Origin of the sequence: Streptomyces sp. NPDC091376 (assembly GCF_044757085.1) — a bacterium.
Lineage (GTDB): Bacteria > Actinomycetota > Actinomycetes > Streptomycetales > Streptomycetaceae > Streptomyces > Streptomyces pratisoli.
Genome location: NZ_JBIVUF010000025.1, coordinates 40,424 through 57,380 on the forward strand (window position 1 = coordinate 40,424; position 16,957 = coordinate 57,380).

8 protein-coding genes are annotated in these 16,957 nt (G+C 68.1%); all 8 read left to right on the top strand.

The features are described from left to right. Positions 1-7 precede the first annotated feature (7 nt). The 8 genes from ACIQMR_RS34230 to ACIQMR_RS34265 all read left to right on the top strand — a co-directional run bounded on the left by ACIQMR_RS34230 (position 8) and on the right by ACIQMR_RS34265 (position 16,921). A complete protein-coding gene (locus tag ACIQMR_RS34230; RefSeq protein WP_401395839.1) occupies positions 8-6,613 on the top strand; it encodes a DEAD/DEAH box helicase in 6,606 nt (2,201 codons plus the stop codon). Beyond that, positions 6,613-8,757: a UvrD-helicase domain-containing protein gene (locus ACIQMR_RS34235; RefSeq protein ID WP_401395842.1), complete on the top strand. Its 2,145-nt coding sequence runs from the start codon at positions 6,613-6,615 to the stop codon at positions 8,755-8,757. The genes ACIQMR_RS34230 and ACIQMR_RS34235 overlap by 1 nt, the downstream gene beginning before the upstream one ends. A 633-nt stretch (positions 8,758-9,390) precedes the next feature. Next, positions 9,391-9,915, top strand: a complete 525-nt coding sequence (locus ACIQMR_RS34240; RefSeq protein WP_401395845.1) for a hypothetical protein — start codon at positions 9,391-9,393, stop codon at positions 9,913-9,915. A gap of 884 nt (positions 9,916-10,799) precedes the next feature. Further along, positions 10,800-11,249, top strand: a complete 450-nt coding sequence (locus ACIQMR_RS34245; RefSeq protein WP_401395847.1) for a hypothetical protein — start codon at positions 10,800-10,802, stop codon at positions 11,247-11,249. A gap of 35 nt (positions 11,250-11,284) precedes the next feature. Further along, positions 11,285-11,569, top strand: a complete 285-nt coding sequence (locus tag ACIQMR_RS34250) for a hypothetical protein (RefSeq protein ID WP_401395849.1) — start codon at positions 11,285-11,287, stop codon at positions 11,567-11,569. A gap of 270 nt (positions 11,570-11,839) precedes the next feature. Further along, positions 11,840-13,594, top strand: a complete 1,755-nt coding sequence (locus tag ACIQMR_RS34255) for a hypothetical protein (protein ID WP_401395852.1) — start codon at positions 11,840-11,842, stop codon at positions 13,592-13,594. 565 nt (positions 13,595-14,159) lie between these two features. Further along, entirely contained in the window at positions 14,160-15,473 is a 1,314-nt protein-coding gene (locus tag ACIQMR_RS34260; protein ID WP_401395855.1) for a DUF4365 domain-containing protein, read from the top strand. Then, complete coding sequence (locus ACIQMR_RS34265) at positions 15,470-16,921, top strand: hypothetical protein (RefSeq protein ID WP_401395858.1); 1,452 nt, start codon at positions 15,470-15,472, stop codon at positions 16,919-16,921. Before ACIQMR_RS34260 ends, ACIQMR_RS34265 begins: the two co-directional genes overlap by 4 nt. Positions 16,922-16,957: the final 36 nt, after the last annotated feature.

Genomic DNA, 16,957 nt, shown 5'->3' on the forward strand with positions numbered 1-16,957 from the left:
CGCCGTCATGCTGCCCTCTCTGGTCGCCGAGGACCTTCGCCGCGCCCTCGCCACCTACCTGACGACGAGCTTCGCTCTCGCCGATGACGACGTACGCGATGAGCTCGACGCGTTCCTGGAGCGGCCGGAGAGCCGGCTGTTCCGGGGGCCGTATCTGCGTGTGCGCACTCCCTTCCGGGAGGCAGGCTCAGGCTGGGAGGCCGCGCTCGACTGGTGCCCGAAGGACTTCACGCCGTATACGCACCAGGCTGCGGCCTGGCAGCGGCTGTCCTCGAAGGGGGGGCGTCAGCCGGAGCCGACGATCGTCACCACCGGTACCGGGTCCGGTAAAACCGAGTCGTTCCTCGTACCGATCCTGGACCACTGCGCTCGTGCTCGCGCCGCAGGACAGCGGGGTGTCAAGGCCCTGCTGCTGTACCCCATGAACGCTTTGGCCGATGACCAGGCGCGCCGTATCGATGACTTCCTCGGTACCGAGGCGGCGCTGAAGGACGTCACCGCCGGCATCTACATCGGTGGTGCCTCCGGCCCGCGTTCGGCGTCGGACGAGGACGAGAACGAGCCCGGCTCGTACGGTCGCGATACCGGTGCGACGTCTCTCGTCGGCGATCCCACCATCAAGCACCTGATCACTGATCGGGACGCGATCCGCGCCGATCCGCCGGACATCCTGCTCACCAACTACAAGATGCTGGACCTGCTGCTCCAGCGCGTTCCGGATGCGCCGCTCTGGAAAACAGACTCCCTCGCCTTCGTCGTCCTCGATGAGTTCCACACCTACGACGGCGCCCAGGGCACCGACGTGGCGATGCTGTTGCGCCGCCTCGGCGCAGCCACCGGGGCAGCCCGCGAGGGCCGCCCCCTCGGCGACATCACACCCGTGGCGACGTCGGCGACGCTCGGCGGGGGAATGCCCAGCGGCTCCTCGTCCCTTGCCCTGGACGGGCCTGAGAGGTCCGATCGGGAGCTGCTGCGTGAGTTCGCGGAGAAGGTCTTCGGGACACCGTTTCCCGACGCCGCGCTCATCGGCGAGAACCGGCTACTGCCCGGAGAGGTCGTCACCGACCCCGACTTCCTGCTCCCCTCGCCGGCCCCCGCGGCTCTGGCGGCGCTGCCCGACCCCCTGGACGACGAGGCGGCGCTCGTAGACCTGGCCCGGCTCATGCTCGGCCAACCCCTCAGCGATCCGGTTCAGATCGGCGCCAAGCTCAAGCAGCACATCCTGGTCAAGGCGATCCTCGACGTCGCCGGGAACAGCCCGGTCACCATCCCCGACATCGCCCGCGAGTTCGCCCAGCGCGGCGGCGGACCAGCCTGGGATGAGGCAGGGCGCAGCGATCCTCGGCTTGTCGAGCTCGCCTTCGCGCGGATCCTCGCACTGATCTCGCACGCCCGCAGCCCGCACCCGGTGACGGGAAAGCCCGGTCCTTTCCTGCGGGTTGAGGCTCAGCTTTGGGTGCGTGAGGTCCGCCGCGTCATCCGTGCGGCGACTGCCGAGCCCCACTTCCGCTGGTACGACGATGACGGGCCGACCGGAGACTCCCGGCCGAACCCCGCCAACCTCGCCATCTATCAGCCAGCGGAGGTTGACAGCGCCGGGGAGGGCGGGGAGCGGACCGATGCGTCGCGTCGTCCTGTAGGGCCGCCCTATCGGCGGCATCTTCCTGCCGTGTACTGCCGTCATTGCGGGCGGTCTGGCTGGGCTGCGTTGTCCACGGAACTGGAGTGGCAGCAGCTCAAGACGAACACCCTGGAGATCTATAAGGCTTCAGCGCAGAAGAAGCGGTCCGTGCGCTGGATGCTGCGGGCTCGCCCGGACGAGTACCCCGTACTGCACCTGCACGCCGAAAATGAGCGGCTGACGACCAACCCGACCGAGGACACGGTCGCGGTCATCACGCCCCATGGACCGTTGCCTGTGGCCCCTGACGAGGAGTGTCCCGCGTGTGGTCTCGACGACGGCATGCGCTTCCTCGGCGCCGGCACCGCCACTCTCGCCTCGGTCACCACCACGCAGCTGTTCTCCGACCGGGGACTCGCCGGCGACGAGCGGAAGCTGCTCGTGTTCACCGACTCGGTGCAGGACGCCACCCACCGCGCCGCGTTCATCGCCAACCGCAGTTTCGGCTTCACCTTCCGCGGTCTGCTGACCAAGCACCTCACCGCGGGCCGGCCTGTCGCAGTACATGATCTCGCTGCTGACGCCGCCGAGGCTGTCGTTACGGCCGCAGGCGCGGGCAAGCGCAGCGAACTCGCCTCCATCGTCCCGCCCGATGTGCGAGAGAACCCGGACATCCTCACGCTCCTCGACGAAACAGAGAACTTCAGTGATGCCGGCGCGGACATGCTGCAGAGCCGCATGGTCTTCCAGACCCTCATGGAGTTCGGTCTGCGCTCCCGCCTGGGCCGCACCCTGGAGCTGACCCGAACCGCTGCCGCGGAGGTCGACCTCAAGGATCTGCCCGCACTCTGCGCCGAACTGCGGGAGCGGCACCAGCGCCTGCCCGGGCAGATTTCACTGCCTCCAGACGACGAGGCGTACGCGGTATTCGTGCGCGGGTTGGCCGAGCGACTCCGCCTGCGCGGGGCTCTGTATCACCCCTGGCTGCAGGAGTACATCCGGCAGGCCGGCGCAAGGCGCTGGCCGGTCTGGGGCGGCCGTCCCACCGGCATGCCTGCCTTCCCCAGGGGCCTCGCCGCCCCCGCATTCCCGGTATCGGGCGGCACCCGCACCACCGGCTTCGACTCCCTGACCCGCGACAACACCTGGTTCGCCGATTGGGGCCACCGTTCGCTGGGCTGCGACCGGCGCGAGGCACGCGCGGTCGCCGAGCTCGCCATGAAGCTCCTCGCCCAGCGTGACATCCTGGCCACCTACCACGCAGAGGGCGGCGCGCTCGTCTACGCGCTCAGGCCCCGCAACGTCCTCATACACCGCATCGACGACGCTGCCGCACCAGGCGGAGAAGACGGCGTGAACGCGTGCGGGGTGCGCTGCGACACCTGCACCTGGCGGCAGACCGTGCCACCGAACCGCCGCTCGGACTGGCTGGGCACCGCGTGCCTGCGTTTCCACTGCTCGGGCCACTTCGTGGAGGACGACCGCGACTACACCGCCGACTACTACCGGCACTTGTACACCATCGACCGTCCGGGCGACGTACTGACCGCTGAACACACCGGCGCGCTCAGCCGCGAGCGGCGTGAGCATGTCGAAGCTGCCTTCAAGAACCGGGCCTCGGCCTTCGACCCGAACGTTCTCACCTGCACGCCCACCCTTGAACTCGGCATCGACATCGGCGACTTGTCTGCCGTCCTTCTCGCCTCCATGCCGCCCGCACCTGCCAACTACGCGCAGCGGATCGGCCGGGCGGGCCGCAGCACCGGCAACTCGCTCACCGTCACCTTCGTACCGCGAGGCGCCCGAAGCCACTACTACTTGCACGTTCCGGAGCAGATGCTGGCGGGCCGGATCATCCCGCCGGACTGTTACTTGGACGCCTCGGAGATCCTGCGCCGCCAGTACCTGGCCTTCCTCTTCGACCGCGCCGCGGACCGCAGCCTGTGGGAAGGCACGGCGATCCCTGAACGCCCCATGCCGCCGCGCATCGGCGAGCTCTTCGGACATGGCCTGGCCGAGGACGGCTGGTTCAGGCGTTTTCTCGATGTCGCGGGCACCCGCCATGCCCAGCTGTCCGCCGCGTTCATCGCTCTGTTCCCCGCGATGACCCCGGCCGCGGCCCAGGGTGTCCAGCACTTCGCCGCCCAGGGCCTGGAGGAAGCCGTCGGAGCCGCGGCCAGCGCGTGGAACAAGCGAGTGGCTGCCCTGCGCTCGAGGATGCGGCAGATCGGCCGGGCCTTCGACGCGCTGGCGACCGCTTCCGGTGATCCCGAACGCGACAAGCAGCGGCGCCAGCTCTTCGCCGAGCAGCGGACGGTACGCAAGCGCCGGGACGCCCTCGTCTCGGAGAACTCGATCAACGCCCTGGTGCGGCTTGGCCTGCTGCCCAACTACACCCTCCACGACGACGCGACCGTCCTAGACGCCACCTTGTGGTGGAAGGGCAGCGACGGGGAGTTCGACGAGAGCTCGACCGACTACGGCCGCGGCTCCCGGCTCGCGCTGACCGAACTTGCCCCCGGCAACGTCTTCCACAGCGACGGCTACAAGTTCATCGTCAGCACCGTGGACCTCGGCACCGGTGTCGGCGGCGGCGAGAACGCGTACGCCCTGTGGCGGTTCTGCCCCGAATGCGGATTCGTGGCCACCGAGGAAACCGGGCTTGACATCACCGCCTGCCCGCGCTGCAAGGCACCGCAGATCGCCGACCCGGGGGCCGTACACAAGGTGCTGGTGCCCGAGCGGGTCCTCGCCCGCGAGCGACGCGAAGACGCCCGGCTGACCGACGAGCGGGACGAACGCGAGCGCAAACAGTTCGACGTGATCACGCTCGTCGACATCGACAAGGACCAGCCGCAAGGGCTGAGGGCGTGGCGCCGCTCTGGCAGCGGCCTGCCCTTCGGCGTCGAGTTCGCCCGCGTGGCGACGATCCGCACGATCAACCTCGGACCATCAACCGCACCCGGGTCGACCCACGCGATCCGCGGCGAAGACGTCCAGGTCTCCGGCTTCGAGACATGCCTGGAATGCGGAGGTGTGCGCGGCACCCACCCGCAGGCGTGGGACCCCTCGGCCCAGCGGATCGGCACCCGCCACGCGTACTGGTGCTCACACCGCGACGACGGCGTCGCCCACGAGCCGACAGAGAAGCTGCTGCTCGCCCACGAGCTCACCACCCAGGCACTGCGCATCCTGCTGCCCGTCTCTACGATGGACCTCGCCGACCGCCTCATCTCCTTCAAGGCGGCCCTGCTCCTGGGCATCACCAAGCACTTCGGCGGCGCTCCCGACCACATCCGTGTGATCACCGACAGCATGCCCGGCGACAGCCAGGAACTGCGACGACGGTTCCTCGTCCTGCACGACTCGATGCCCGGCGGCACCGGCTACCTGGAACACCTGGCGGACGCAACAGTGCTGCACCGCGTCCTGACCCTCGCACAAACAGCGCTACGGGACTGCCCCTGCCAGAAGGAGGAGCAGCGCACCCCCTGCCACCGCTGCCTGCTCCCCTTCGTATCCAGCAGCGAACACCCGCACGTCTCGCTGCGCATCGCGAAGGATCTCCTGGACGAGATCCTCAAGGACTGGGCGGTCGAAGCCGTCGACACTCTCTCTGGCGTACGCATCGACCAGCTCGTCGACAGCGAACTGGAGGACCGGTTCGTCCGCACCCTCATCACCTGGGGCCGCCGGGACGAGGAGGACGGATCGGTCGCCGCCAAGGCCGGCCAAGGCGGAGTGGAACACGAACTCCGTTTCACCCGCGGTGATGCGGCCACGCGCTGGCGCATGCGGGACCACGTACGGATGAACACCTCCGTGCCCAGCGAACCCGACTTCCTCTTGGAGCGCACTGACGGCCGCGCGGAACGGGTCGCGGTCTTCCTCGACGGCTTCGCCTTCCACGCGAGCGAGAGGGTCAACCGCATCGCCGACGACGCCGCCAAGCGAGCGGCCCTCCGAGCGGACGGGGTGCTGGTATGGCAGCTGACCTGGGACGACGTCATGACGTGGGCAGCGGGAGTCAGCGGCGCGCCGGAAGGCCGGCAGGTTCGTGCCCCTGCCCGGCCGCTTCACACGGATACCGCACTCCAGCTCGCCCGGCAGATCCACCAGAGCCTGGTTGGCCAGGCCCGCCCCGACGACACCCTCGACCCGGTGCTTCGCAACCCGGTCGAGACCATGCTGGAGTTCCTCGCCGACCCTGACTGGGCCAAGTGGGCTCGACGGGCGGCCGGCCTGCTGGGCGGCTTCGGAGCAGCGGCGCGCCCGCAGCCGGTGGACCGCGAGGAGACTGGACGAGCGCTTCCCGACGTACTGCGAGGCGCGAACCTGTCGGCCTCCGCCTCGGCCGCAGAGGCTGTCGCGTTCGACGCCCGCACCACCGGCCAGACGCGGATCATCGGCCTGCTGGACCGCCGCCCCGAGCCGCGCAGCAAGCAACCGGACATGCGGGCATGGTCCGCACTGGCCGTGCTCGACGACCGGGCCGAAGCCATCGCAGACAACGAGCACAAGGACCGCTGGACGGACTGGCTGCGCTGGTCGAACCTGCTGCAGTTCCTGCAGCCCGCCGACGGCGACGAACTCCCCCGTTCCTTCCACCAGGTCGCAGTGTCCACCAGTGACCAGGTCGATCCGCACACTGTGGCTCTGCTGACCAGTGCGCTGCCCACGGAGGCAGGGGCCCAGCAGGCGCTGCCCCAGGCATGGACCGAAGCGATCGAATGGGCCTCGTCCCAGGTCGAGGACGTCCTGCGCGCTCTCGTCAAGCAAGCCCGCAATGGACGCATCGAAGTGCCGGAAATCGGCTTCGAGTACGGAGACCAGGCGATCCAGGCCGAACTCGCCTGGCCAGACAGGAAGGTCGCCGTCTTCATCGACCTGGACGAGCAGCGAGACGCCCTCTTCGCGCGCGACGGATGGTATGTCGCGAGAGCCGGCGCCGTGAATGTAACTGAGCTCATCAAGAAGTTGGAGGGGAACTGATGTCCGGCGCCAAGGTGATCATGGCGGACGTCTTCGGAAAGTCCTATGACGCGCTGGACGGCTCCGTCCAGCCGCAGGTGCTGCAGTTCATCATGAAGATGCAGCGCGACCCGGACTCCAACGGCCTCAACCTGAAGCCGCCGAAAGGCGCCAAGGACAAGAGGGTCCGCACCGCACGCGTCACGGACAACTACCGGGCCGTGCTCATGCACTACGCCGACCGCATCTACTACCTGGTCGCTGTGCTGCCGCACGACGACGCCTATGACTTCGCCGCGAACATCCTCTTCGACATCAACAAGGTCACCGGCGGCATCGAGCTGATCAATCTCGGCAGCCTCTACGGCACGCTCAGCGGACAGCCGAAGGCCGCCGACACCGCGCCCGACACCCCGTCGCTATTCGCCAGTGTCTCCGACGCTGACTTCGAACGACTGGGCGTCCACACCTCTATCGTTCCGGCGCTCCGCGAGATCCGCAGCGAGGACGCGGTCCTCGGCATCGTCGAGACCCTGCCCAAGCTGGCTCGCGACGTGATCCTGTGCCTCGCTGACGGCATGTCCGTCGAAGAGGTCTGGGAACAGGTCAGTTCCCTGGCGGCCACCGCTGACGAAGTCGACACCCAGGACTATGAGGCCGCGATCGAACGCCCCGCCACCAAGGAAGCTTTCGTGGTCACCGGCGACTTCGCCGAGTTCGGGCGGATCCTCACCGAGCCCCTGTCCGCCTGGCGGATCTTCCTGCACCCGGCACAGCGGGCGCTGGCTGAGCGAAAGACCCCCTACAAGGGCTCCGTCCGCGTCACCGGAGGCCCCGGAACAGGCAAGACCGTCGTGGCGCTGCACCGCGTCAAGGCCCTCGCCGAACGCCTGCCCGCCGGCCAGGCCATCCTGCTCACCACCTTTACGACCAACCTGGCCAACCTGCTCAAGTCCATGCTCAAGGACCTCGGCGGCGCCCAACTGCTCGCCAAGGTCGACGTACGGAACATCGACAAGGTCGCCTACGGCACCGTTAAGGAGACCTTCGGCGCGGAAGCGCCCAGCAGGCTCAAGGACGGCGAGATCCTCAACCGCTGGATCGAACTCTCCCAGGAGCACCAGACGCCCCGCTTCGACGGCCGTTTCCTCGACGCCGAGTGGAAGCAGGTCGTGCTGGCCCAGGACATCCGCAGCCGCGACGAGTACTTCGCCGCCAGCCGCGCCGGGCGCGGACGACGCCTCAACCGCCCCGAACGCGCCCAGGTCTGGTCCCTCGTCGAGGAATTCGAGCGCAGACTCGATCGCGAAAAGGCCGCCGGCGTCACCCAGCTCGCCGTTCAGGCAGCCCGGATCGCCTCCGGCTGGTCCGACGAAGAGCGGCCGTACCGGCACATCGTCGTGGACGAGGCCCAGGACCTGCACGCCGCCCACTGGAAACTGCTGCGCGCGCTGGTCCCCGACGGCGACGACGACCTGTTCATCGTCGGCGACGCGCACCAGCGGATCTACGACAACCGGACGTCCCTAAGCGCCCACGGCATCAAGATCCGTGGCCGCTCCAAGCGGCTGACCCTCAACTACCGCACCACCCGGCAAATCCTCGCCGCCTCCCTGAACCTGCTCGGCGACTCCAAGTTCGACGACCTCGACGGAAACCCGGAGCAGCTGCGCGGATACCGCTCCGTCCTGGCGGGGGCCAGACCTGAAACCACCGGCTATCGCACCCCCTCCGAAGAGATGACAGCGCTGGCCAAGCGCGTAGACATCTGGCAGCAGGAAGGGATCAAGCCCCACGAGATCGCGGTCGTAGCCCGAACCCACGCGATCGCCGACAGCGCTGTTCAGGCACTGCGTGACACCACGCTCGCCGCGGTGAAGGTCGAGGACTACCGCGTCCCCGACCCCGCCGAAGGCGTCCACGTCATGACGATGCACCGCATCAAGGGACTCGAGTATCGGGCTGTCGCCATCGTCGGAGCCGGCACCCAGCACATGCCGCTGCCCAGCGCTGTCACCCCAGAGACCGAGGACCGCCTCCAGTACGCCGCAGACCTCCGCCGCGAGCAGTCTCTACTCTTCGTCTCCGCCACGCGCGCCCGCGAGCAGCTGTCGATCACCTGGTCAGGCCGTCCGAGCCTTTTCCTCCGCGGCCCTGCCTCCTAGGCAGGAACACCTGGCTCCCCCCCCAGATCTTGGATAGCAGGGCCGACAGAAAGAGAGGGACTGGGTTCCTGGACCAGCCGTACGGTACGCACCCAGCGCCGCCGGCGACCTGGCTCGAGCTGCCGTGAGCCAAGCTCACGGCCGGCGCCGGTGCCCCCTCGAAGGCCCGGCCGTCATCAAAGACGACCTGCAGGCCGTCGCGGAGGCCGAGCGCCGCTGCACGGAGCGATACAAGCTCCCGCGCGTCAACCCGCACAGGGTCGAACTTGGAGGGCAGTCATGTCGTTGAGGGCCGGAACGTTTTCCTGCCCCCGGCCAGACAGGGAGCGCGGGTTCCGCCCGTTCCACTCGCTCAGCAGCTGCTTCGCCGCTTCGAGGCGCGCCCGGACCTTCCCACGCTGCGGCCGGTGCCCGAGAGTACCTGCCCGTTGCTCACCCAGGCGGCCACGCACACGAACAGCGGCTCCAACCCCGTGATGCTTGGTGGCTCCTTGAAGGACAGCTCGCTGATCACGCCCCGACGGCCCGGCCGTCGCGCGGCTGCTGATCGCGCCAACGCGGGAGCGCGCGCGCTCCGCCCTCGCGTACGTAGCCGACCACACCCCGCTGCCCGGACCGGAAGCACGACTGCTGGTGCTGCTGACCCTGCGCACCGCGCACACAGGCACCGGCAACCTCGTCGGCCAGAACCTCACTGCGCTGAGCCTGAACGATCCGGAGGGCCTGGTCGAGAAGCTGACCGGCTGCGGCTGGCTCACCCTGCCCGGCACCGCCGGGAACCTGCTCGCCTCCCGGCCGGAGAACCCCACCCCGATCATCGTCCCCTCCCTAATGCCCCGCGAGGACGGGGCGGGTCCGTTCACGTTCGGCAAGAAGATGCGGCCCAAGCTCTCCGGTTGGGCCCAGAGGGTCGTCTCGGACAAGAAGCTCCGCAAGGGCAAGGCCGCCGCCGGCACCCGGCTGTTCGCCCTGGCGCTGGCCACCCAGACCGACCTCTCGGGACGCCTTGGTCCCGGCAGCCAGGGAATCGCCCTGAATACTCTCGCTGCCTGGGACCGGTCGGCCCCGGCAAGCTGCAGCACCTGGTCAACCAGCTGGCGCAAGCGGACTGGCTCACCGACGCCGCCCTCACCGATACCCACCGCACCGGGCAGCTGACCGAGCGCGTCCTGCCGCTCACCTGCCCCCTGCAGGCTTGAGTCACCAGCCCGTCTGAGTGAACCCGTGACGTGTCGCCCGTCCTGCCCCGGTCACCGGCTGGATGATGGGCTGCCTGGCCCCAGGCGGGCCACGTTCTGAGCGCCGCCCGATCCGGTGTACCGGAACGCAAGGAGCGTGGCATTGCACCGGCCTTCACCACATGGGGATCACAGACAGCAGCTCGTCGTGTTTTGTTGACGTGCGGGATCGGGCAGTGCGCGTCAGGAAGGCACTGCCGTGAGCGACCGCTCCTCGTGGGAGTCCCGCAAACTCCGCTACTGGTCCGAGTGCAGTGGGCAGTCCCGCCGCGCCGGCCTTCGAACCAGCCACCCGGCGCCTGCAGCCTCGCCGGCGCAGGCACGGCTGGAGAGCCTCGTCCTCGAGCAACTGGGCACCTCTCCGGACCTGTGCGCGCACCCCTTCGGCATCGCTTCGCTGAGCGGCGTCGGCACGTCCCTCACACTGCACCTCGACGCCTACATGGGCCAGAATCGGTACTCCTTCCCCGAGCACTGTCTGAGCCGTCTGCTGCCCGCGGCTCCCGCGCCCGGGAGCGCTGACGATCCGCACGGGATTCCCGGCCTGCGGGTATGCGGCATTCAGGCCGGCGGTCGGCAGCTGCACCTGTACATGGTGAAAGACCCTGGTCAGACAGCCACGCTCCTACTCGCTCTGCCCAGTGGGCTGGCGGCGAGCTGGGAGGACATCGAGCGTCGGCACCGGCGCTGGTGCGAAGACAACGGTCTGCGGCCGCTGTGGACGGCCCCTCAGCTCGATCCCGTGGAATCGGCCACCTCAGCGCCTATCCCAGTCTCGAAGCCTCGCGGGCCAGGCGGGCCGCGGTGGGCAGCGCGCTGCTCCGGCGTATCGCGCTCTTCCACACCGTCACCGCCTTCTACCGGGTCCAGTGCTGGGACGACGGCGACAGCTGGAAAATCGACGCCCGCACTGCCCACCCCCGGGCCCGCTGGCACGACCAGCTCCTGCAGAGGCTGTGCCACCCACGATGGGGCCTGCCGGTGCACGTGGCCCACCGATTTTGCCACTGCGCCGAACCGGACACCCCTTACCAGTGGAACCACACCTGCGCCTTCTACTTCGACGGCCACACCACCGGCAACGACGACCCCATCTACCTGCGCATCCACGCCAGCCCCGAAGGACACGACTACAACTGGCAGATCGCAACACTGCGCCAGGTCGGCGCCCCAGAGGACTGGATGGCCCGCGCATTTCCCCAGCAAGCAGTCGAGCACCACGACCAGCACCAGCAGGCGGAGCGGCTGCGGTAACGAAACGTCTGCCACCGAACGAGAGGAGGCCGCGCATGCCTGGATCGGACCTGCCGCCACCGGAAGTCCCCATGACCACGGAAGCCCTACTCACCCGCTGGCTCACCGCAGCACAGAAGGCAGAACTCCTCCACGGCGTACTGGTCTTCGCCGGCGACTACGACGAGCGTGACTTGGAGACCGCAAGGCGCACCTACCCAGGCCGTCGTCCCGTGCTGAACGCCGACAGCGGCCTGGAAGTCCACCCGGCCGGCGCTGGAGCCCCCGCACCGCTCGTGAGCCGGCCAGCCGGAGTTTCCGAGCCGGAGGGCGGCAGCTGAACGAGCCCACCTCAGCCAGCAGCCCGGCGTCCGTCGTCAGCCGTGGACACTCTGTCGGGAGACATCAGGGCATGCGGCGGCGTTTTTACGCCGTAAAGGAGGGGTCTCCCTTGGTGAAGGGCAGTCGACTTCGTGGATCGCGCCCGCTCGGCCCGGGTGCGCCGTACGGTCGATTCTGCGGATGTGACCGTACGGTGACGCCGGGTCAGGCATGGGAGGGATCCGAGGATGGTCAGTGCCCGTACGTACCCATTGTGGCGGGATCTTGCGATGAGCAAGGACCTCCCCAAGGAGGCCCTCAGGACGGTGATCGAGGCCCTGTGCACCCCGGCGGTCAGCCCTCACGGCATCGACCTCCAGGCCGACCGGTGGCGGGAGGAAGCCCTCAAGACGGCACTGCCCGCGCTACTGGCCCGGACGTCTGCCAAGCGGTTGCGGAACCGGCTGCTGGTCCAGGCCGACGAGGAGATGCTGGCCACCCTGGCGGCCGAAGGCACGGTAACCGCCACCGACCTGCCCACCATCCTGCGCACCCGCCGGGTCTGGGCCGGATTGATCGCCTGTCTCGCACGACACTCCGACCAGGTCGAAGCAGCGATCGCCCTCCTGCCCGGCCTGCCCAGCCACGAAGTGGAGCAGGTCGTCCGAGACTGGGATCCCGACCGCTACACCCGCACCGAACGGGCCGCTCCGATTCCTCCCCTGCCGCGGGCACTGTTCGACGCCGTCCTGGAAGCCTGCCTCACCCCACTCGCCGCGTACCTTCTCCACCCCCAGCCCGAAGGGGGCTGGGGGGCCGTGTCCGAGCTCTCGAAAGACTGGTCGCTGGAACTGGGCGACACTAGTGCCTGGGCGATGCTGGCCAGGTGTCCCGAGCGGTGGGCGGAGCTTGTCTCACATCCCACGTTCGGGGCCGCCGTCCAGCACCTGCTGCTGGACCAGGCCGAGATCCGCGCTCGGGAAGACGCCCTGCTCCACGCCGTCGGCGCGTACCCGCCCGGCGAAGAATCCTCCACCGAAGACCTGAGCCCCGCCCTCAGCGAGGACTTGCTGCGGGCCTGCCTCCCAGCCCTGTGCATTCCCGAGCTCGCCGAGCTGCCCAACCCGCAGGTGACGGCACGCAGGACCCTGCACCACATCGCCCACCGCGTCCACAACAACCCGCGCCTGGCCGAACTCGCCGCCGAGCCAGTGCACGCAGCCACCGACGCACTCGTGACCCGCGGCCGGCTGCTCAGCCAGCCTGACAGGCAAGCCGACGACCTCGGTTCTGACGGACGCGTTCTGAGCCTCGCCGAAGACCTAGCCCTCCTCAGCGCCAACCCTGGCCATCTCGCAGGCGCCTGCGCGCAGCTCGCCTCCATGGATCAGCCGGCCATCGTTTCCCCCACACCGAGCCGGACCCTGATCCGCATCATTGACAACATCGACCCCGACCACGACCGCCCGGCCAGGCTCCTGGAACGCCACTCGGAGCACCGCCGGGTCCAGGCCCTGGCCGCCCTCGCCGCCAACCCGCACACCCCACACGCCGCCGTCACCGACACCCTCAGCGTGCTCCACCCTGCCGAGCTGGCCTGGATCGCCGAGAACCTGGAAGACCCTGACTGGTTCCTCAACACAGCAGCCGCCGTCCCTGCCGCCGGAGACGAAGGCGACGGTGTGCTGCGGCTGCTCAGCGACGAGCAACTCGCCCAGCACCCCGACCCGGCGGCCGTCCTACAGTCCTGGCTCGACTCCCCAGCCACCGACGAGTACTCCTCCCGCTCCGAGGTCTACCGGGCTATCGTCGCCTCCCGCCACCACGCCTTGAAGCACCTGCGCCAAATCCCCGCTGACGAGATCCTCTCCCGCCACGAGCCCGAGATCGCCCTGAAGATCCTGCTGGACCACTGCGGGCGCAGCACCGAGAGGTGGGCGGCGCTCGCCGCCGCCATGACCTTCGAGTACGACAAAGAGAAGATCACCTTCGGAGAACTCCTCGACTCCCTGGACGGCACGCCTGCGGAAGCGCGGACATCCTGACCTGGCTTGCCCGATCCTCCAGGAGTGTGAGAAACAGCCCAGGAGGCACCAACGCTCCCTGGGCGTCCACGGTCTGAGGAACTGACTTCCCTCGCCGTCGGCCAGTCCGCAGCCTGACGACGAAGTTCTACCGGCGCCGGCGGCCACCGCCGGCGCCAGGCAAGAAGAAGATCTCCTCGCTCACCAACCCCGCTCTTCAGTGGCCTGTCCAGCCCGCCAGCCCACCTGCCACCCCATCAGAACGAGCGTCAAATGAGCGTCATTTCAGCGTCAAGATATCGCCCGTAACGCCCACAACGCACATAATGCGCATGCATAAAACCGCAGCTTCACCCGCTGCCGTGTGGACCTCGAAACGTTCAGGTACCCAGCCTCCGGGTTCACTCTTCCCGAAGGACGTGCACAGGTCATTGTCAGTGGTGCCTCTTATCCTGAGTTGACTCGGACCGCGCGCGAGCGACGGAGGATCACTGCATGGGGTGGGACAACAAGGCGCGCCGTCGGCCGCCCAGATTCAGCAGGGCTGCGGAGCACACATGTGTGCGTTTCCCGGAGCACTGATCGGATGCCGAAGCGCAGTGTCCAGCAGCGGGCTGGGTACCGGGGTGAGGCATTCGTCGACAAGGCCGTCTCCGATGCCGGCCATGTATGGAACGACACCAAACGTGACTTCGCCGTCGACGGGCAGATCGAGTTCGTGGACGTCGACCGGGAAGTCACCGGTGTCGCCGTCCTGGCTCAAGTGAAAGGCACGGAGGTCGGATTTCGGGGCGAGACGCCGACGGGATTCAAGTTCACGTGCAAGGCCGACCACATCGCCTACTGGCTTCGGCTGGGACGACCAGTCGTGCTCATATGCGTCGACCTACGTATCCAACAAGCATGGTGGAAGCGCGTCGACACCTGGTTCGCCGACCCTGAACGTAAGGCCCGGCGGGTCGTTCAGTTCGACAAGGCCGCAGACCGCTTCGACCCCGATGCCTTCAGCCGGCTGTCGGCCCTGGGCGTACCCGTGGGGGAGCCGTTGCCGCGGCTCCAAGGAAGCGAACAGCTGGTCTCGAACCTCCTCAAGGTTGAAAGCTTCGCCCCACTCATCTACGAGGCGTCCACGCCCTGTCGTGACCGCGGCGATGCCTGGGAGCGGATGCGGTCGAACGGTAACCAGTTCGAGAGCGGCTTCGTCCTGGCTGCCGGACGGATCTTCTCGCTGTGCCGACTGGACGAGGGCCCGCTGGCCGTGCTCTGCGACGGGCCGGTCACCTCCGTCCCCAGTGAGGAGTGGGCGACCACCAAGGACCCCGACCTGCAGCGGCGCTTCGTGTCCCTGTTGAACTTCACGCTGCGCTCCGCCCACCATCCCGAGTTGGTCTGGCATCCCACCAAGAAGGTCGTCTATATGCAGGCCCCGCCGGACCGGTCCCGCCGGAAGATCAAAGGGCGCTACCGAGGCAGCCGCGGACGCACCTTCTTCACCCCGTATTTCGGCAAAGACGACCAGACCAAGATCAGCTTCTGCCGTCACTACGCTGCCAGCCTTTACTTCCGCCGCTGGAGTGAGCAGTGGTTCTTGGAGATCAACCCCACCTACCACTTCACCATCGACGGCCACCGTGACTCCCTGTTCGACGCCGAGTACGTCCAGAAGATCAAGCGGCTGGAACGCAACAACGCCGTCTACCAGCTCGTACGCGCCTGGGCCGACTATCTGCAGGGCGATGACACCCTGTTCAGGAGCCGGGATGAGCGCATCCGTTTCGGCCAGCTCCTGCATCTTGACTGCGATGCCGCCATCGACGAAAGCGTCTGGATTCCGCAAGAACCAGCGCCGAAGCCGAGCGTGAACGGTCTGGCCGAGAGACTGTGGGAGCTACCGCAATGAAAGCACCAGTGCTTCATGAGCCGGAACTAGAGTTCCGGGCCGGAAACCGTCACATCGATCCCCGCTACGGCATCAGCGTGTTCGGCCCGGCGGACGCCGACTCCCCTACCGGACCCCGTCAGATCCCCATCGCCTTGGTCGGCCCCGCCCAGGCGGTCGACGGCATCCGGAGTTGGCTGCAGCGCTGCCAGGACCCAATCGAAGCGAAGGAGACGAAGCCCGGACAGGAGAATCTTCACCAGCCGTTCCCCGGTTTCAGCGGCGCCTCCCCGTTCGGTGCCCAGCTCGTCTTCGACGACGCCCTCGTCCGCGAGATCCCCGAACGCCAGCTGCGCCGCCTTGCCCGCGTCAACATTGCCTCCGGCACCGCCGATGCGGTGGAGCTCTACGCCGACGCCGCCCGGTCGCTGGCCGAGACCGGGCGCTGCCGGGTCATCATCTGCGCTCGCCCTGAAGAACTGCGGGACAGAGAAGACCATCCTCCCTCGGAGGAGGCCGTGACCGACCGCCAGGAGGAACAGGGCGAACAAGGGGCCGGAGGTGATTTCCACGACCTGCTCAAGGCCGCCGCACTAACGCTGTCGGCCCCCTTGCAACTGATGCGCAAGGAGACCTGGACCGGGATCCCGGCCAAGAACAACGGTCAAACCGTCCGCCCGCTGCAGGACGAGGCAACACGGGCCTGGAACCTGCACACCGCCCTGTACTACAAGGCCGGCGGGACCCCCTGGCGCATGCAGCGCCACAGCTCCGACCTGGCCACCTGCTACGTCGGGGTCAGCTTCTACCGCAGCGCGAGCGGAAACGAGCTGCACACGGCCGTCGCCCAGGTGTTCAACGAACGCGGCGACGGCGTCGTCGTCCGCGGCGGAACCGCGCAGATCTCCAAGACCGACCGCCAGCCCCACCTGACGCTCTCGGACGCCCGGCAGTTGCTGCTGGACGCCCTGGCCGAGTACCGCACCACCCACGGCCACCAGCCGGCACGCATCGTCGTTCACAAGACCTCTAACTTCACCGCCAGTGAGGTCGACGGATTCCACGAAGCCGCCGACCTGCGTGAGATCGACCATGTCGACCTGCTGTGGATTCAGCGGCGTGGCGCCCCACACCTGTACCGCACCGGTCAACTCCCCCCGTTGCGCGGCACCAGTGTCCAACTGGACGCTCGTTCCTTGCTCCTGTACACCCGCGGCTCAGTGCCGTACTTCCGGACCTACCCCGGCCTGTACGTCCCCCAGCCACTGCTGATCCGGCCCGCAACACACGGCACGGATCTGCTGACCGCCGGCATGGACATCCTCGCCCTGACCAAGATGAACTGGAACAACGCCCAACTCGACGAACGTGACCCCCTCACCTTGCGCACCGCTTACCGAGTCGGTTCGATCCTCAGGCACGTTCCGCCCAATGCCCGCATCGCCACCCGTTACGCCTACTACATGTAGGCAAGGGCGCCCTCAACAGCTCTTTCGCGGCGCTGC

What these genes read in the sequence shown, in the direction of transcription:
- ACIQMR_RS34230 (WP_401395839.1), top strand. Translation starts at nt 8, where the DNA reads ATGCTGCCCTCTCTGGTCGCCGAGGACCTTCGCCGCGCCCTCGCCACC.
- ACIQMR_RS34235 (WP_401395842.1), top strand. Translation starts at nt 6,613, where the DNA reads ATGTCCGGCGCCAAGGTGATCATGGCGGACGTCTTCGGAAAGTCCTAT.
- ACIQMR_RS34250 (WP_401395849.1), top strand. Translation starts at nt 11,285, where the DNA reads ATGCCTGGATCGGACCTGCCGCCACCGGAAGTCCCCATGACCACGGAA.
- ACIQMR_RS34255 (WP_401395852.1), top strand. Translation starts at nt 11,840, where the DNA reads ATGAGCAAGGACCTCCCCAAGGAGGCCCTCAGGACGGTGATCGAGGCC.
- ACIQMR_RS34260 (WP_401395855.1), top strand. Translation starts at nt 14,160, where the DNA reads ATGCCGAAGCGCAGTGTCCAGCAGCGGGCTGGGTACCGGGGTGAGGCA.
- ACIQMR_RS34265 (WP_401395858.1), top strand. Translation starts at nt 15,470, where the DNA reads ATGAAAGCACCAGTGCTTCATGAGCCGGAACTAGAGTTCCGGGCCGGA.